This window comes from Paenibacillus sp. VTT E-133291, from assembly GCF_002264395.1.
Lineage (GTDB): Bacteria > Bacillota > Bacilli > Paenibacillales > Paenibacillaceae > Paenibacillus_AQ > Paenibacillus_AQ nitricinens.
The window spans coordinates 67,865-86,340 of record NZ_NFVA01000015.1; the positions used below are offsets into that span (position 1 = coordinate 67,865).

The 18,476-nt window shown below is 45.3% G+C and carries 18 protein-coding genes; 12 read left to right on the forward strand and 6 right to left on the reverse strand.

The features are described from left to right. Positions 1–50: 50 nt before the first annotated feature. The 4 genes from CA598_RS09295 to CA598_RS09310 all read left to right on the forward strand — a co-directional run bounded on the left by CA598_RS09295 (position 51) and on the right by CA598_RS09310 (position 4,803). Positions 51–1,310 carry an ABC transporter substrate-binding protein gene (locus tag CA598_RS09295; protein ID WP_094872497.1) on the forward strand — a complete coding sequence of 420 codons (1,260 nt, stop codon included), beginning with the start codon at positions 51–53 and terminating at the stop codon, positions 1,308–1,310. An 82-nt stretch (positions 1,311–1,392) separates the two neighbouring features. Beyond that, positions 1,393–2,259, forward strand: coding sequence for a carbohydrate ABC transporter permease (locus CA598_RS09300; protein WP_036680400.1), 867 nt, complete (start codon positions 1,393–1,395; stop codon positions 2,257–2,259). Next, positions 2,256–3,077: a carbohydrate ABC transporter permease gene (locus CA598_RS09305; RefSeq protein ID WP_179281684.1), complete on the forward strand. Its 822-nt coding sequence runs from the start codon at positions 2,256–2,258 to the stop codon at positions 3,075–3,077. Before CA598_RS09300 ends, CA598_RS09305 begins: the two co-directional genes overlap by 4 nt. A gap of 37 nt (positions 3,078–3,114) precedes the next feature. Then, a complete protein-coding gene (locus tag CA598_RS09310) occupies positions 3,115–4,803 on the forward strand; it encodes a glycoside hydrolase family 13 protein (protein WP_094876343.1) in 1,689 nt (562 codons plus the stop codon). A 111-nt stretch (positions 4,804–4,914) separates the two neighbouring features. Here CA598_RS09310 and CA598_RS09315 read toward each other — a convergent pair whose 3' ends face one another. From CA598_RS09315 to CA598_RS09330, 4 genes are read right to left on the reverse strand one after another with little or no spacing between them, the layout of a single operon-like run. Beyond that, positions 4,915–5,460 (reverse strand): GNAT family N-acetyltransferase, encoded by a 546-nt coding sequence (locus CA598_RS09315; protein WP_094876344.1) that lies wholly within the window; start codon positions 5,458–5,460, stop codon positions 4,915–4,917. 25 nt (positions 5,461–5,485) lie between these two features. Further along, positions 5,486–5,836 (reverse strand): cupin domain-containing protein, encoded by a 351-nt coding sequence (locus CA598_RS09320; RefSeq protein WP_094876345.1) that lies wholly within the window; start codon positions 5,834–5,836, stop codon positions 5,486–5,488. A gap of 1 nt (position 5,837) precedes the next feature. Beyond that, positions 5,838–6,371: an NAD(+) diphosphatase gene (locus tag CA598_RS09325; protein WP_094876346.1), complete on the reverse strand. Its 534-nt coding sequence runs from the start codon at positions 6,369–6,371 to the stop codon at positions 5,838–5,840. Between the two features lie 36 nt (positions 6,372–6,407). Further along, positions 6,408–7,883: an amidase family protein gene (locus CA598_RS09330; protein ID WP_094876347.1), complete on the reverse strand. Its 1,476-nt coding sequence runs from the start codon at positions 7,881–7,883 to the stop codon at positions 6,408–6,410. A gap of 203 nt (positions 7,884–8,086) precedes the next feature. Between CA598_RS09330 and CA598_RS09335 the strand changes: the two genes are divergently transcribed. From CA598_RS09335 to CA598_RS09365, 7 genes are all read left to right on the forward strand, one after another. Further along, positions 8,087–8,932, forward strand: a complete 846-nt coding sequence (locus CA598_RS09335; RefSeq protein WP_094876348.1) for an STM4015 family protein — start codon at positions 8,087–8,089, stop codon at positions 8,930–8,932. Beyond that, a complete protein-coding gene (locus CA598_RS09340) occupies positions 8,895–10,229 on the forward strand; it encodes an STM4014 family protein (RefSeq protein WP_256990433.1) in 1,335 nt (444 codons plus the stop codon). Before CA598_RS09335 ends, CA598_RS09340 begins: the two co-directional genes overlap by 38 nt. Beyond that, entirely contained in the window at positions 10,229–11,011 is a 783-nt protein-coding gene (locus CA598_RS09345; protein ID WP_094876350.1) for an STM4013/SEN3800 family hydrolase, read from the forward strand. The genes CA598_RS09340 and CA598_RS09345 overlap by 1 nt, the downstream gene beginning before the upstream one ends. Before the next feature lie 28 nt (positions 11,012–11,039). Beyond that, on the forward strand, positions 11,040–12,389 hold the full coding sequence (locus CA598_RS09350) for an STM4012 family radical SAM protein (protein WP_256990434.1): 1,350 nt from the start codon (positions 11,040–11,042) through the stop codon (positions 12,387–12,389). Further along, the gene (locus CA598_RS09355; RefSeq protein ID WP_094876352.1) at positions 12,386–13,243 is read left to right on the forward strand and encodes an STM4011 family radical SAM protein; all 858 of its coding nucleotides are present in this window, start codon (positions 12,386–12,388) and stop codon (positions 13,241–13,243) included. Before CA598_RS09350 ends, CA598_RS09355 begins: the two co-directional genes overlap by 4 nt. Positions 13,244–13,408: 165 nt before the next feature. After that, entirely contained in the window at positions 13,409–14,137 is a 729-nt protein-coding gene (locus tag CA598_RS09360; RefSeq protein WP_094876353.1) for a glycerophosphodiester phosphodiesterase, read from the forward strand. A gap of 17 nt (positions 14,138–14,154) precedes the next feature. Beyond that, positions 14,155–15,372, forward strand: coding sequence for an SLC45 family MFS transporter (locus CA598_RS09365; protein ID WP_094872477.1), 1,218 nt, complete (start codon positions 14,155–14,157; stop codon positions 15,370–15,372). 67 nt (positions 15,373–15,439) lie between these two features. Here the strand turns inward: CA598_RS09365 and CA598_RS09370 are convergent, their stop codons facing one another. Both CA598_RS09370 and CA598_RS09375 read right to left on the reverse strand, forming a co-directional pair. Beyond that, on the reverse strand, positions 15,440–16,243 hold the full coding sequence (locus tag CA598_RS09370) for a GGDEF domain-containing protein (RefSeq protein ID WP_179281683.1): 804 nt from the start codon (positions 16,241–16,243) through the stop codon (positions 15,440–15,442). A gap of 91 nt (positions 16,244–16,334) precedes the next feature. Next, complete coding sequence (locus CA598_RS09375) at positions 16,335–16,913, reverse strand: histidine phosphatase family protein (RefSeq protein WP_094876354.1); 579 nt, start codon at positions 16,911–16,913, stop codon at positions 16,335–16,337. A gap of 176 nt (positions 16,914–17,089) precedes the next feature. On the opposite strand from CA598_RS09375, the gene CA598_RS09380 reads away from it, so the two are divergent. After that, the gene (locus CA598_RS09380) at positions 17,090–18,247 is read left to right on the forward strand and encodes a phosphodiester glycosidase family protein (RefSeq protein WP_094876355.1); all 1,158 of its coding nucleotides are present in this window, start codon (positions 17,090–17,092) and stop codon (positions 18,245–18,247) included. The last annotated feature ends 229 nt before the right edge of the window (positions 18,248–18,476 follow it).

An 18,476-nucleotide genomic window follows, 5' to 3' on the forward strand; every position in this document is an offset into this window, starting at 1 on the left:
TAATCTCTTACATGTTCATAATACCAACAAATTATTAGGAGGATTTAATCATGAAAAAAACAATCAAACCCGTAGTGGTTAGCGTACTGGCAATGTCCGTACTTAGTGCCTGTGGTAGCAATGCGGCTGACAACAGCGCAAATAGTGGTGGAAATGCCTCCTCCGGTGACAAGGTAAAAGTCGAGTTTTTCCAAAATAAAACCGAAGCCAAAGCCACCTTCGACAAGCTGGTTGCGAAATTCAATGAAGCCAATCCAAATATTGTTGTCACACAGGTTAACCCGCCAGATGCTGAAACGGTATTGAAAACTCGTGCAGCGAAGAAAGATATTCCTGACGTGGTAGGGATTGGAGCAACTGACACCTACAAGACGTTATCTGGCAGCGGTCTTTTTGAAGATTTCACAGGCGATCCACTCGCTGAGAATATCCAGCCAGCATATCTTCAAATGCTGAAAGACTTGACGGGTTCGGACGAACTGAATGGTCTTCCATTCTCTTCAAACGCAAGTGGTGTCATTTACAATAAAGCGATGTTTGCTGAAGCCGGTGTTACTGTTCCAACTACTTGGGATGAGTTCATGGCTGTCGCTCAAAAGTTCAAGGACAGCGGTAAAAATGCTTTTTACCTGACACTGAAGGATTCATGGACAACACTTACGCCGTTCAACTCCCTCTCCACGATCATTAAAGGGAATGATTTCTTCAAGGAGCGTGCGGCAGGCACTGTAACCTTCGCAGACAGCTTTAACGAGGTTGCTGAAAAGCTGCTTAAGCTGACGGAATACGGACAAAAAGATATCTTTGGTAAAGGTTACAATGACGGAAACACAGCATTCGCTAAAGGTGAATCAGCAATGTACCTGCAAGGCGTATGGGCGATCCCAGAAATCGTGAAAGCCAATCCATCCATTGAACTTGGCGTATTCCCATTCCCAGCAACAAATGATGCTGCCGATAACAAAGTCATTTCTGGCGTAGATACGTTGCTGACGATTTCCAAGAACACTAAACATAAAGAAGAAGCAAAGAAATTCGTAGACTTCCTGCTTCAACCTGAGAATGTTAGCCTATACATCAATGAGCAAAAAGCATTCCCAGCTGTACAAGGTGTAACACAAGATGATCCAACGATGGATGGCTTCAAAGAAGCGTTTACCGCTGGCAACTTGGCTGACTTTGCTGACCACTACATCCCAAGTGCGATGAAAGTGGATACCATCAACCAATCCTTCTTGCAAAAGAAAGACATTAAAGCTTACCTAGAACAGCTTGATAAGGAATGGGATAAAGTAGCTAACCGGAAATAAACTGATCAGACAAACATGAACCGCGAAAGAGAACGGGGCTTCCCCTCTTCTCTTTCGCTTTTACAATGAGGAGGATTACATGATGGCCAAACGCCGAGTCGCCTTTTATCTGATGACTATACCGGCATTACTTCTTTTCTTTGCCTTCCATACCTTTCCTGCAATCCAGGGTATATATTATTCGTTCACGAACTGGGACGGCTTTAGTGACAGCTTTGATTACGTAGGATTTAAGAACTTCATTAACATTTTTCAAGATGAAAATGTGTTGAATTCATATGTGTTCACTTTTAAATATGCCATTCTAACCACTATTCTTATCAATATCATCAGCTTGTTGATTGCGCTTGGACTTAACGCCAAAATTAAAGCTAAAAACTTTTTCCGTGGCGTATATTTCTTGCCGAATATCCTCAGCGTATTGATTGTTGGTTTTATTTTTAACTACTTGTTCGCTAATGTATTCCCTATTTGGGGTGCGAAACTCGGCAGCGAATTCCTATCACAGAACATTCTCGGTAACTCCGACTGGGCTTGGATCGGTATCGTCATTGTAGCCGTTTGGCAGGGGATTGCTTATAACACGATTCTCTATCTGGCGGGTCTTCAAACCATTCCTCATGATCTTTACGAAGCTTCCAATCTGGACGGCGCTAGCCGCTGGAGAGAATTCTGGAGCATTACGTTTCCAATGCTTGCTTCCTTCTTCACCATCAATATGGTGCTCGCGATGAAGGGCGGTCTAATGGTATTCGACCAAATCGTTGCCTTGACAGGCGGGGGTCCAGGTCGTTCAACGCAATCCATTGCCCACTTAATCTACACCGGCGGCTTCCAAGGCGGAGAATTTGCCTATCAATCGGCGAACGCCGTGATTTATTTTATCGTGATTGTCGTTATCTCCGCCCTTCAGCTTAAATTTCTGCAGAAACGGGAGATGGACTTATGATCAAAAAATCAACCAACTGGCCTGTAACGATTCTTATCGCCCTAGGCTCAATACTGATCCTGTTTCCGCTGTACATGACCATTGCCATCGCACTCAAGAATCCCGAGGAAATGGCTCAATCTATCTTCTCGCTGCCAACTGGCCTGCATTTTGAGAACTTCTCCAATGCCATTAAGGCAACGAATTTCTTCAACGCCTTAGGAAATAGTACCATAATTACCATTACAACAGTCGTGTTCATATTACTTACCAACTCCATGGTAGCCTATGCTATTGCACGTAATATGAAGCGAAGATTTTTCAAAGTGCTTTACTTCTATTTTATTAGCGCAATGTTTATTCCTTTCCAAATTATCATGCTGCCTGTAGTCAAAGTGACTACGGACCTGCACATGAACAACATTGTGGGAATTATTATTCTTTACGTTGTTTATGGTCTGGCCTTTAACGTATTTGTATACACCGGTTATATCCGTTCCATTCCGTACGAACTGGAAGAAGCGGCCACAGTAGACGGTGCATCGACATTCGGAACATTCTGGAAGATTATTTTCCCACTCCTTGCTCCTGTCAGTGCAACGATCGGTATCCTGTCTTGTCTATCGACTTGGAATGACTTTATGCTACCACTGGTTCTGCTCGGCGATCAGGATTCTTACACGCTACCGCTGGTACAATATGTGTTCCAGGGGCAGTTCAGTACAGATTTCAACTTAGCATTTGCTTCATATCTGCTCGCATTAACCCCGATGCTCATCGTCTACTTGTTCGCGCAAAAATGGATTATCAGCGGACTAACATCAGGGTCCATTAAATAAAACAGCTAGATCTATACAGAGATAGGAGATTATAACCTTGGAAAAGAAATGGTGGAAAGAAAGCGTAGTGTATCAAATCTACCCCCGCAGCTTTAAAGACAGCAACGGGGATGGCATTGGTGATCTGCAAGGAATTATTTCGAAACTCGATTATTTAAATCATCTTGGTGTTGACGTGGTATGGCTGTGCCCAGTATACCAGTCGCCTAATGACGATAACGGTTATGATATCAGTAATTATCAAAGTATTATGGATGACTTCGGAACACTCTCCGATTGGGAAGAACTGCTATCTGGACTTCACAGCCGTGGCATGAAGCTGATTATGGATCTCGTGGTTAACCATTCCTCAGATGAACATGCCTGGTTCGTGGAATCCCGTAAATCACAGGATAATCCTTATCGTGATTATTATATCTGGCGTCCTGGTAAAGATGGACAGCCGCCGAACGACTGGGGCTCCTTCTTCAGTGGGTCGGCTTGGGAATACGATGAGAAGTCGGAAGAATATTATCTCCATCTCTTCTCTAGAAAACAACCGGACCTTAATTGGGAGAACCCAAAACTCCGCCAGGAAATCTACGATATGATGACCTGGTGGCTGGATAAAGGAATTGACGGATTCCGCATGGACGTGATCAACCTGATTTCCAAAGTTCCGGAATTGCCTAGCGTTGCTGGGGAAAATAACGCGGACCAGCCTACGTACCATTTCGGAGGAGACTATTTCGTTAACGGTCCACGCGTACATGAATATATGCAGGAAATGAATCGTGAGGTGCTATCCAAGTACGATATCATGACCGTAGGCGAAGCTGTTAATGTCACTCCAGAAGAAGCTTCACTGTATGTTTCCGAGGATCGTAACGAGCTGAACATGGTATTCCATTTTGAGCTTATGGACGTCGATTCCGGGCCTGGAGGCAAATGGAATGTACAGCCTTGGAAGCTGGCGGACATCAAGTCCATTATTTCCAAGTGGCAAGTCGCACTGGATGGTAAGGGTTGGAACAGCTTGTATATGAACAACCACGATCAGCCGCGTATGTTATCCCGCTTTGGGGACGATAAGCTGTTCCCGAAAGAGTCTGGCAAAATGTTAGCAACACTGCTTCACACGCTCCAAGGTACACCTTATATCTATCAAGGTGAAGAAATCGGGATGACGAATGTACAGTTTGCTTCCATCGACGACTACAAAGATATTGAAATTCTAAATATGTATAAGGAATACTTAGCTGCTGGACACTCGGAAGAAAAAATCATGAATTCCATTTACATCAAAGGCCGGGACAATGGCCGTACACCGATGCAATGGAACTCCGAGCCACAAGCAGGATTCACCACCGGCACTCCGTGGCTGACTGTGAACCCTAACTACAAGGACATTAATGTGGAGAATGCGCTGGCTGATCCTGATTCTATTTTTTACTACTATAAGAAGCTAATTGAGCTGCGTAAGCAGCATGAGATTATCGTATACGGAAGTTATACCATCTTGGCTGAGGAGCATGAGCAGGTATATGCTTATCTGCGTACTCTTGGAGAAGAACAGCTACTGGTTGTATTGAATTTCTTTGGAGAGCCTGCAACCTTCGAGCTTCCTTCTACTGTGAAATTCCAAGCGAAGGAACTGCTCATTGCCAACTACAAAGTAAATGCAGAAGAAGAAATAAACACGATTCAGCTTCGTCCTTATGAAGCTCGTGTATATAAGCTTAAATAATACAATCCTTCCGATCTGTCAGCAAAGATCAATGGTGAAACTACAAAAAGGAGCCGAGAGGCTCCTTTTTACTTATTTATTTGCTTGTAAGAACTTCCCACCTTATGTAGATTAGCCTTCTGTGTTAATAATTCCATAATGAATAAGGTCATCATATTTATTTTCTTTATAGATATGCTGCATGAATATGCCTTCCTCCACCATGCCACATTTTTGCATCACCTTCCCAGAGGCGGGATTTGAAGCAAAGTGTCTTGCGAATACTTTATGATAATGCTTTTCTGAAAAAGCAAACGCAATGACCGCTTTTGTTGCTTCAGTCGCGTACCCTTTCCCCCAATATTCCTCACCGATCCAATATCCAACTTCACCATTTCTGTGTGCTTGCTTATTTGTCAGTCCTATAGCTCCATAAAGCTCGTGTGTATTTTTATCCGTAATGGCAAACTCATAGGATTTATTATCGTTAAAATGATCTTCATGCGTTTCAATCCAGGATATCGCACAATCCAAGGAATATGGATAAGGAAGAGTCAACGTACTTTTGTAGATATTATAATTATTGCAGAGGTCAGAGACACGTTTTGCATCAGATGATTCAAAAGGTCTCAAAATCAATCTTTCGGTCGTCATTGTTCTTTTCTCTTGATTGAACATTGTTTTCCCTCCGCTCTAGTATCTCTCACACCAACGGCATCGCCAAACTCATATTCTCAGCTTCTATCACTATCGCTGTTAGTCCTGTCTCCGTGCGTGTCTCATGCCACTCGCCCTTGTCCCAATACACGGCAGAGCCCGCACTAACTGGAATTTCTGCTTCTTCCCCAGCTCTGACCCAGCCTTCTCCGCTAACGACCAGAAACAGCTGTGGTATCGGAGCCTGATGCCAGCCAATAAGTCCATTCACGCCCAAGTGCATACAACCAACATGTGGAGAAACCGCCTCTGTCAGTATCCTCGACATATAAAGCTGCTGGCTGCCAAATGCATCAATAGACTTACCGACTTCTTCTGAAAAACGATATACTCGCATCTTACACCGATCCTCCTACCGCTACTGGATTCACCTGTACCCGCCCTGCATTCAATTTCTCAATAATCGCCAATAGGAAGGTTTCGGCTAGACTGCTTTTTTTAATGGCTTCCGCGGCCTCTTCCAAAGCAAACCACTCTGCATGATCCACCTCAGCACTCATCTGACTTAAATCCTCCGAATCTGCAACACCTATAAAATTCAGCATCAGCGTATTAGAAGGCGCGAAATACAAACTGCGCATATATTCATAGGCTATAATGTAAAAACCTACCTCTTCTTTTACCTCACGAATAAGTGTCGTCTCTGCATCTTCACCTTTATTCACGTATCCTGCAAGCAATATATAATCTGGTCGGTTATACTGCTGGATTAATAGAATCTTATTCATCTCTCGGTTTAATACTGCTGTACTGATCGCTGTGCTAAAAATAGGGAATCGGAACATTTCGCATGTTTTACAATAAGGTACCTGCCCTTCCCCATCGTTTTCTTTCATTACTAACGCAGTTCCGCACTCTAGGCAATATTTCAAGCTGATCTCTTCCTTCTATAATAAAGTAGTCAATACCTATTCCAGTTGAGGTGGAATACGATGCTGTGTAGCTTGTTCAAATCCGTAGGCTATGGATAGGAGCGTAGGCTCACTATAGGCTTTTCCAGAAAAAACTACACCAAAAGGGCCTCTAGTAGGATCACCGTCGGCATCAATAATGCCATGAGCAACAAATCCAGCTGGAACGGCAACTAACGGATAGCCCAAACGTGCGGCAATATACATCCCATCTACATCACCAGGCAGCAATAACGCATCCAAACTATATTGTTCCAACACGTAGTCTATTCCTTGCTCAAGCGCTAATTTCCTGTATTCTTGTTTCTTTTGCTGGTATTCCTCTTCAGTCAATGTTATTTCTTCTGACCTAGTTAATGTGTCTTGCCCATATTGTAATGCGATTTCAGCATGGCTTTCATTGTATGCTATCAATTCTTGCAAAGAGTGAATCGGAACAGAATCATCTACTTGGGATAAGTAGGCATTAAGCCCCTTTTTAAATTCATAACAGATCACATCATTATTCCAGTTTTGTTGTTCAACGTAAAGCGTAACTGGATCTATAATTGTAGCGCCTTCGTTCTTCAAAGTCTGGATCGCTGCTTCCATCAACGAAAGTCGCTCTGCATCTAAATGCTTGTAATAATGCCGTGGGATGCCTATTCTTGCTTTCCGTATAAAGCTTTTATCTAAATATGGAGTATAGTCCGTAAAAGCATGCTTCTCACTTAAAAATGTTGCTTCATCCTTGTCATCTACGCCCGTTAATGCCCCCAAAATAATCGCTGCATCCGTCACCGTTCTTGTTATAGGCCCAGGGGTGTCTTGGCTAATCGAAATCGGAATCACTCCAGCACGACTGACTAATCCGGCCGTTGGTTTGATCCCGACGAGCGCATGTTGGCTGGCTGGCCCAACAATCGATCCCGCGGTTTCTGTTCCGATCGATGCTGCTGCCAAATTCGCCGCAATCGCTGCCGCAGGTCCAGAACTAGATCCGCTGACAAATACGTTCCCAGGTCCATATGGATTCAGCACAAGCCCTCCACGTGAGCTATATCCAGCTGGCATTGAACTGGACATAAAATTAGACCACTCCGACATATTCGCCTTTCCAAGTAAAACAGCCCCTGCCGACCGAAGCTTCGCAGCTACGAAGGAATCTTGTGCCGCAAATGATCCTGCTAAAGCTACGGAGCCAGCACTCGTATGCATCTTATCCGCTGTATCTATATTATCCTTCAACAATATAGGAATACCGTGTAGACTTCCCCGGCTTCCTTGTTCCTTACGTTCAACATCCAGTGCTCTGGCAATCTCTATAGCCTCAGGATTGATTTCTAAGATTGCGTTTATGTCTATATCGTACTTATGAATCCGTTCCAAATATACTGCTACCAAATCCTCTGAGCTGACTACTCCTTCTTCCATAGCCGCTTGCAGCTTTGCAATATCCGCTTCTATTATCCATTCCTGAAGTTTGATCTTCATTAGAGCAGCTCCTTCAAGTATAATCGCCTTCGGCGTCCTTATATTTCAAAATAATGTAACTCTCCCTAGCATAAACCTACCATACATTCTTAGGTCAATGACATGACCAATTTGACTATAATTATTTAAACCTGTGATTTGACTCCCTTGGCTACAGATGATAGGGTATTTTCGAAGTTAAATTTTTCCGGGAGGGAATGCCCATGACGGAAGTAAAGCTCAGTATCGGATACGACGAATTCGAAGAAGGCCAAAGAATTGGCACAGAAATTGAGAAGCTTAGCAGCAGCCCTGAAAGTTCTTCGTTGACAAGTCTAATCATCGGTGATTGGGGGCAAGCCTACGAGAATAGTTCAGAAGAGGTTGTAGAGGCACTCGTTACGCATAGTGCTAGTTTCCCTGCTTTGCGTAAGCTTTTCATAGGCGAGATGGGGTATGAAGAATGTGAGATTTCTTGGATTACCCAAAGCGATCTTTCGCCACTGTTACCCGCTTTTCCAGAGCTACAATCACTCACGATTCAAGGTGGGAACGAGCTGAGCCTGGCAGAACTCAAACACGACAAGCTAGAAGAACTGATTATTATCAGTGGGGGCTTAAGTAAAGCCGTTCTTGAACATATTGCAACTAGCCAATTACCGAATTTACGCAAGCTGGAGCTATATCTGGGTGTAGACAATTACGGATTTGACGGCAACCTCGCAGATCTTCTCCCTCTTATAGAAGTAGGGAAGTTCCCTAAGCTTACTTATCTAGGATTAAAAAATAGCCAAATCCAAGATGAGATCGCAGGTGCATTAGCAAATGCTCCTATTATGGATCAACTGGATACGCTCGATCTTTCGCTCGGTACCCTAAGCGACGAAGGGGCTGAATTGCTTCTAGCCAGCGACAGAATCAAAAAATTAAAAGCATTAAACCTAAGCCATCATTATATGTCTGACGAGATGATTAACCGCTGGAAACAGAGTGGATTGCCTGTTGATGTCAGCGACAAGCAGGAAAGCGACGATGAGGAAGACTGGCGTTATCCTTCCATCACAGAGTGAGCCTCTCATGAGGCCGATGATCATTATCGGTATTCCCGGTGATAAACGGACTAGCGGCATCCAGCAAGCGCGTTCCGATCTCGGAATGCCCCCTGCCCTTATTTTATCGTACACTGAGTTTCTGCAAGGTAGATCATTAGGTGATCTTATGGAAGAGCAGAAGAAGCAGATATCCAGTCAGCCCTCCATTTATAACGGAATAGATCTTAGTACAGCTCCCCCGCTGCTGAGACTGGAATCACCTGGAAGCAGCTTTGAGGTAGAACGAGCCTTAATCGCTCTAGGTGCACCAGATTCGGATGATATGGACGATTCGCTTCATCCCTACGCCGATAGACCTGACCCGCGACCACTCCGTGTGAAGGTGGCTCGTCAATTGAAGGAAAGGCAGGGGGTTCTGCATCATCCATCCCAATGGTTCCGCGGCTACTGCCGAATGCTGGCTAGACTACAACGTGAGGCGACAATCGCATATCCAGGTTCGCTATGGTTAAATGATCCTGCTGACATTGCCGCCATGACCGATAAACGCCAGACACAACAGATTCTAAGTGAGGCAGGAATTCCAGTCCCTCGCCCAGTAGGCGAGGATCAACAGCCTACGGATTATACCTCTCTCCGGGAGATGATGTTATCCCGGCGAATGCACCGGGTATTCATTAAGCTGGCCTTCGGCTCTGCGGCTTCTGGGGTGGTCGCCTATCAAATCCATCCCGTGACCGGTGCCGAAATCGCCTTAACAACTGTGGGGGTCGAGAATTACATCACTCGACCACCCATTTACTATAATTCCGGTAAACTGCGACGGTACACAGATACTGTCACGATCTCGGGAATTATGAACTGGATCTACCAGCACGGGGGTTATGCTGAGCAATGGATCCCTAAAGCGGGGCTTAAGGGAAAAGCATTTGATATTCGCCAGCTAGTCGTTCTCCGCGAGGCCTGCCACGCGGTTGCTCGGGTCAGTCCTACTCCGATTACGAATCTGCATTTACGCAACCAGCGGATGTCTCTTTCGGAAGCTGGTCTGTCTGAATCCGTACAGGAGCAGGTGCGGAATACCGCCCTGCAAGCACTGGCTGCTTTTCCCCGTTCCGGGGTAGCCGGAATAGATGTACTGGTATCCGGGGGTTCTCAGCAGTGTTTTGTCGCGGATGTCAATCCATTTGGCGATTTGCTCTACGATGTGAAATACCGCGGATGCAGCACCTACGAATGGGAAATGAAGGTATTGTCGGCTAGAGACTATATCACGCCTCCCTCCACACCGCTTATAAAGGAAGGTTTATCTTAATGGATATGAACACCATCGTCGGCACGCATGATATTCTTATGATCACACTCGATACGCTTCGTTATGATGCTGCTGTAATGGAAGAAGCGAACTGTCCCAACTTGTGCGGGACCGGATCATGGGAGAGAAGACATACCCCAGGCAGCTTTACTTATGCGGCTCATCACGCCTTCTTCGGCGGCTTCTTGCCTACGCCGGCCACAACGGATAAGAGCGAGCATATCCGCATGTTCCATTCCAGAAATACCGGGATGAAGACACATCCCCATACCTGGCTATTCGATACACCGGATATTGTGTCTGGGCTTGCTGCTGAGGGCTATCGCACAGTATGTATAGGGGGCGTTATTTTTTTCACCAAAAAAAATCCACTCGCTCGTGTGTTACCAAGTTATTTCCAGCAAAGCTACTGGCGGATGACGTTCGGGGTCACCAATCCGCGTTCCACAGAGCATCAGGTGAATCATGCCTTGAAGCTGTTGAAGGATACTCCGGGCCAACAAAGATTGTTCATGTTCCTTAATGTCTCTGCCATCCACGGGCCAAACCACTATTTTATACCTGGTGCTAAAAAAGACTCCGTAGACAGCCAGCGCGCCGCACTACGATATGTGGATGGTGAACTGGGCCGATTATTCGACGCTTACCGGGAACGCGGTAATCCTACCTTCTGTTTGGCGTTTTCCGATCATGGGACCGCCTTTGGCGAGGATGGCTATCAGGGGCATCGCCTAGCTCACGAAACCGTATGGAATGTCCCCTACCGCGAATTTATTCTATAACAAGGAAAAGGAAAGGATGGAGCACTGTATGACGTTATCGTCCTTCTCTTTAGAAGAACTTCACAAATGGAAAGACCAAATTACGGCTTACCCTTACCGATCTTATCTGTATTCCTATCCACACAAAACAGCTTACAGTGATCTACAGCCTCCGCTTCCACTAGAAGCCTTATGGCGAGATGAGCCTGCAGAATCCTTTTTTTTATATATGCATATTCCTTTTTGCGGCGCTCGCTGTGGATTCTGCAACCTATTCACCCTGCCTGATAAACGCGCGAATGTTCACGCTACTTACGTGGACGCGCTAGAACGTCAAGCCAAGCAGTGGGCAGTATTTACCGATCATAAGCCGTATGCCCGCTTCGCGATTGGTGGTGGAACGCCTACATTGCTGGCGGCAGATCAGCTTCGCCGTTTGTTCCACATTGCCGTTGATACGATGGGACTGGATACGCGTACAGCCTCCATCTCGGTGGAAACTTCCCCCGAGACTCTTAGCGAAGAAAAGCTAAATATTCTGAAAGAATATACAGTAGATCGGGTTAGTATGGGCATCCAGAGCTTCGTCGCTGCTGAATCAGCAGCCATCTATCGCCCCCAAAACCCGGATGTGGTGTACCGGGCACTGGAGCTGCTGGGGAAATATGATTTTCCTATTCTAAATTTGGATCTGATCTATGGTCTTCCGGGGCAGACCGTAGATTCTTGGCTGTATTCACTAAATCAGGCGCTTAGCTATGAGCCAGAGGAAATCTTTATTTATCCGCTCTACACCCGTGAGCATACGATTGTGAAGCCTGACGATATCCAGCGTCAGGAGGATATTCGCCTAGATTGCTACAAAGTTGCTGGACAGTTGCTTAAAGCTAGAGGTTATCGCCAATATTCCATGCGTCGATTCGCCAAAGAAAGCGCGGGAACAGACAAACCTATTATCGATTATAGTTGCCAAGAAGAAGGGATGGTTGGATTGGGCTGCGGGGCAAGATCCTACACGCGCCATGTGCATTACGCTTCTCGTTACGGGGTGAGCCGTAAAGCAACCGAAAGCATTATTGCTGATTACGTCGCAGCGGATCGTTACGATACGGCTGATTACGGCATTGTGCTAAGTCTAGAGGAACAGAAGCGCCGCTTTATTCTGAAGGCAATTTTACATAGTGAAGGTCTGAGGATAGAAGACTACAGCCTGCGCTTCAAAAATTCGCTCTGGGATGATTATCCTGAGCTGTCGAACCTGCTTCAAACTGGCTTGGGAATGGAAATAGATGGCGTACTGCGCCTCACTACCGAAGGCATGGGCTACTCTGATTCGATTGGGGATTGGTTTATTTCAGGAGAGATTCGGGAGCAAATGGAAAGGTTCGTATTACCATGAATACCGTTCTCTATTACCGCGGATCTCTCACCTCTTGCAATTATGACTGCCCCTACTGTCCTTTCGGCAAAAATAAGGACAATGCAGCCACTCTCGCCAAGGATCGGCAAGGGCTGGAAACTTTTGTCGAGTGGGCCTCTCTGCAGGGTGCAGCTGGCCACAGGCTATCTATCTTTTTCAATCCTTATGGCGAAGGGCTGATTCACCGCTGGTATAAAGAAGCGATGATTTCACTCTCCAATATGGAACATGTGGAAAAGGTAGCGATTCAGACTAACCTATCAGCAAATCTTGATTTCGTTCATCAGCTGAATCGAAGCAAAGCTGCCTTTTGGGCTACTTACCACCCCGGACAGGTGAGCGAGGATAAGTTTCTAACGCAATGTATGGCTTTGTACGAGAATGATGTACCTTTCAGTGTAGGAAGCGTTGGGATTCGCAGTGCCTTTCCAGCTATAACCTCGCTTCGCGCAGCATTACCAGAGAGCGTATATCTATGGGTCAATGCTTATAAAGATAAACCAGATTACTATACAGCCGAGGATCTTTCCATTCTGAGCCAGATTGATCCACATTTTGCTGTGAATGCTATGGATTACGAGAGTCTGGGGCAGACCTGCAATGCAGGAAAAGAAGTCTTTTATGTACAAGGTGCTGGACTGGTGAAACGCTGTTATAAGGACAGAGGTGTCATTGGCAACCTCTATCGCGATGGCTTGGAAGGTCTGTCCGCTATAAGAAGCTGCCGAATGAAGGTGTGCGACTGTTATATCGGTTATATCCATATGCCAGAGCTGAAGCTGCAAGACATCTATGGATCAGGTCTGCTGGAACGAATTCCTTATGGGCTATGAATCATTGAAGCGAGAATTGCTGTAAGGTAAACTGCATGTTAAATTTCAAGAAATAGAGCCCTGCCAGCATTTCTAAACAGGGTTTCTTTACTCTATGTGGAATATGAAAAGTAGCCCTCGTCTACAGGGCGACAGCAAACACTATGTTGGAGGGATGAATAGCTGATGAAGAACATTATTAATTTTGCGCATCGCGGCGCATCGGCAGTGTGTCCGGAAAATACTATGGCAGCGTTCCGCAAAGGTCTTGAGTTAGGTGCAACCGGAATTGAAACCGATGTACAAATGACCAAGGATGGCGGGCTCGTTCTTATTCATGATGAAACCCTGAACCGTACGACAAACGGAACAGGCTATGTAAAAGATAAGACCCTTGCAGAAATTTTGGAAGTGGACGCAGGCTCTTGGTTCAGTCCCGAGTTCAAAGGCGAGAAGCTCCCCTTGCTAGAAGATTTATTAGATCTGCTGCAAGGACGAGATACAGTACTGAACATCGAGTTTAAGAATGGTACTTTCTTTTACCCGGGTATGGAGGAAAAGGTTATCGCGGCTGTACGGGAGTTCAAGATGAGTGATCGCGTGATTTTTTCAAGCTTCAACCATTATTCACTAGCTCACAGTAAAACAATTGCACCTGAGATCAGGACAGGAATTCTATACGGGGAAGGTCTGTATCGTCCTTGGGATTATGCAGCTACGCTTGGCGCAAATGCGCTGCATGCGTATCATCAAGCAGTACTTCCTGAATTCGTCGAAGAAGCAGCTAAGCATGGCATTGCTTATCATCCTTGGACTGTTAATGATCCAGAGCGGATGAAGGCTTTAATCGAAGCTGGAGTGTCAGGTATTATTACAGATCATCCAGATGTGCTGGCTGGGCTTCTAGCTAAATAATAAGGGAGTGTGAACATGTGAAAAAAGTCTGGTTGCTCGGATTCGGCTTTTTCAGCATCAGCATTACGTGGAGTCTGTATAATGCATTTGTACCCTTTTTTCTAGAAAAATACGTACATAGTGTGGCGCTTATCAGCTTCTTGATGACGATTGATAATTACTTTGCCTTATTCCTGCAGCCTTGGATTGGCAACCGTAGTGACCGCACGACCTCGCGTTTTGGACGCAGAATGCCTTATCTTATGATCGGTATGCCTTTCGCTGCCGTGCTAACCATGCTGATTCCGTTTCATACCGGACTATTTACACTTCTGTTGTTTATGATGCTAATGAATCTGGCCATGAGCTTATACCGTTCACCAACCGTCGCCCTCATGCCGGACATTACGCCAGAAGAGCAGCGCACAAAGGCCAACGGGCTGATTAATTTCATGGGTGGGTTCGGTTCTATTCTCGCTTTCGGCGTAGGTTCGATCCTGTATAAATCCAATCCAGCACTTCCGTTTATCGTCGCTGGACTGATTACCTTATTATGTATGTTTATCGTGTCACGCTTCATTAAAGAAAATCGGGACGGCGTAAACGTGCAAATGAAGCTTCCCTCAGAAGACAATGCTGCCACCAAGCCCTCTCGTATTTCCTTTCGAAGTCAGCTTGACCGTACCACAGTATTTTTGCTAGCGGCGATTTTCTTCTGGTTCGTAGCGTATCAAGGCGTTGAGACGCTGTTTACCTTATATGGCAAACATCATCTCGGCCTAAGCGAACAGGCGGCCTCTTTCTCGCTCACTTTCTTCTCTTTGGCTTTTGTGCTGTTCGCCATTCCGAGCGGTTGGCTGGGCGGAAGATTCGGGAAGAAAAAAATGATCATCATCGGCGTATGCGGATTAATGACCATTTTTGCTCTCGTCGGTTTTGCAAAGGACTTGATGCTCCTTCGAGGGTTACTGTTGCTAGGTGGAGTCTTCTGGGCTTGTATTAATATCAATTCCTATCCTTATGTTGTGGCAACAGGAACCGAAGAGAGTATCGGCACACGAACAGGGATGTATTATCTGGTCTCTTCCCTTGCCGCCATCAGTTCGCCTCCACTACTGGGGCTCATGATTGATATTTTTGATTACTCTATCCTGTTTTACGTAGCGGCGATTAGTATGGCCGTTGCTCTTGTCTGCTTGTTCCTCATGAAAGGCCGTAAGGATGTGACGAACAGCATTCATTCGCCTTTCCAATAACAATAGCGGCAGCCATGGACGATGTACAAGGTCTATGGCTGCCGTTTTTATTTTACATCCACTTCTTCTAATTCTTATAGACGGAGTAACGCCCTGTACCGAGCTGTTTGGCGGCGTACATCGCTGTGTCTGCTTCATTAAGCAGCCTGAAATGATCCACCTTACCATGACTTATGCTGATCCCTATACTCATAGATACGAACAGGTTATGCTCACCTAGCTGGTAACTCTTAGTCGTCTTCTCCAGAATTCGCACAGCAAGCTGCTCTGCTTCCTTCTGGTTGCTGCCTTTAGCGACAATCACAAATTCATCACCGCCCACGCGGAAGATATGACGTTTTCTTTTGCTGGAGAATTGAATTAAATTTTTACCCACTTCTTCCAGCAGTAAATCCCCCACATGATGCCCCAAGCTATCATTGATCGATTTAAAGCGATTCAGATCCAGAAACAAAACGGCAAGCTGCTCATTTACCTTGCACCGATCCCAAAAATGATCCATTCCATTCTTATTCAATAACCCTGTTAAAGCATCCTTATACGCCAGTTCTTTCAATTGCTCTCTTTCAGCCCATACTAGGTTCATTCGTGTAATCAAAAACATAAATAGGGCTATCGTAAGACTATAGACCACCAGTGATATGATAATTCCATCATCGGCCACTTCATTTCCCAATAAGGTTTTTACGCCTAACTGATGCATGCTCCATAGTCCAATGATGATTATTATAACGAAAAGACCGGTATGAATCGCTCTTTTTTGAGGCGTTTTAGAAGAAATATCCCGGTAAAGCCTTAGTACTAAATAACCGGCCGCGGCTGCGATGAGAAGGGATAATAACGTTTGTAAGTAAATCTGAACCTCTGCCACCTTAAATTCGCACATCCTTTTACTACAAAAATGATTAGATTGCTGGACAATCACTATATTAAAATGCTCTGAACATTATCTGAACACTTCGTTAGATTTCTAAATGCTCTGCACAATTGTACAGATCGCAATGCCAAGAAGTACCCGATTTGGTGATCCGGGTGATGGACGTATTTTTCAGTAATACTGTACCGTCTAGTTCTGGAATCAGTCTTCTAAGAATGCTACGCAAAATTACTCCGTGGCTAACGATCAAGATATTACAACCCGGATGTTTCTCCGCAAGCTCTTCGATGGCCTGGCTGCCTCTGATCTCGCTGGCCTCCGGAGTTTCTAATCCCAACTCTAACGTCTTCCAATCGGGTCCCCATCGTTCTATCCGCTCTTGTTGCGTAGTACCTTCAATTAGCCCTGCATACATCTCTCGAATGCCCGGTACTATACCTGCTAACTCAATACCTAGTCGCTTTGCGATAACCTCTGCCGTTTGCTGTGCTCTGAGCAAGTCACTTGAATATATGTAGTCCCACTGTTCACCGCTAAGTCGTTCGGCAATAAGCGCTGCCTGCTGAAAGCCTTCTGCATCCAATGAGTTATCTGTATGTCCTTGTACTCTACCTTCCTTATTCCACGCTGTACTTCCATGGCGAATTAAACCTACTGTAGTCATAAAGATCTCCCTTTAGTTGTTGATTTCTAGTACTATTCTTTAATCGTATCTACATTCTATCAGAATCTTCCCTTGAGTATTTGAAAAATAAGGGTTATCCATGTTTTAGAACTTGAGGTATAATAAACCTTTATTGCTTTTTACATCAGCTACAGGATAAGGAGATTTTGGTTAATATGAAAAAGTTATTGTTTCCGTTCTTTCTTGCATTCCTTCTATGTTTATTTCCGGTTTACACATTTAGTTCCTCCACTGTTGGAGCTGCTGCGGTTCCGAAAAACACCGTGTATGTAACCAAAAATAACCACTCGTACATCCCACTGCGTCTCTTAAATAATTTCACCGGCGTACATGCTGAAATGAATACTAGTGACAAACGTATAACCATTACGAACGCAGACACTAAGATTATACTCACTGTAGGACAAGCGGTTGCGCTCGTCAACGACAAATCAGTAACACTAACCGACTCCGCTTTTAGTGAGAATGGTACGGTATATATCCCTTTGTCCTTGGTCAGCAAAACGCTGGGCATTCAATTGGAATGGAATCTGGAAGCCTCATCTGTAACCCTTACGAATAACGATGTTTCATCGACTGTCCCTGTACAGTCTGGCTCACTTCTTAAAGCAGATTCCTCCCCTGTTGTCAGTGCTAGTAAAACTTTCAAGGTGGGTAGCAAATCCTTCAAAGCCCAAACGGTTACCGTTTCCTTACTGCATCCTAAAGTGAAGCTCGACGTTGTACTAGCAGGAAATACGGTAGGAAAAGTGGAGGAACTAAGCAGTCTAGCCAAACGCAATAATGCCGTAGTAGCTATTAACGGTACGTTCTTTGATGCCTACACCAAAGGGGCATACAAAGCGCCTTACGGTTATATGGTCAGTGGTGGAAAAATGCTCAAAAATAGCTCCGGCGATCGCCGCACAATTTTCACCTATGACAGCAACCATCTAGCCTCGCTTATTCCCGGGCTAGAGTTTACAGACCGTTTCGCTTCCGGATCTATGGAAGGAGCACTCCAAGCTGGGCCACGTCTGCTTGTGAATGGCAAGGTATCCCTTAATGTCGTGGCAGAAGGCTTCAAGGATGCCAAGATCTTAACCGGCGGCGGCGCCCGCAGCGCACTTGGCCTCACTCGCGACCACAAGCTGATTCTGCTGACCACTGGCGGAGCTACTATCCCACAGCTGGCAGAAATGATGAAGCAGGCTGGTGCGTATCAAGCCATGAATCTGGATGGCGGCGCATCCAGCGGACTATACTACAATGGCAAATATCTCACGACCCCTGGGCGTCAGATTAGCAACGCGATTGTAGTTAAATATCAATAGCTTTATCTAGCCAGCCCAGTGTCAATGTGAGACGCTGGGCTTCGGCTTCGAAGATGCTTCTATTGCAGATCATGCAATAGAAGCATTCTTTTTTCGTGTCATTGCTAGCACGCATTTAAGCACGACGTGACTAACATCCATCCTCGATGGTTACTCGAAGGATACTCGAAGGATATCAATTGCCTGCACGCACGCATCTGCTAATTGCATTTCGTACAACTATTCCTCA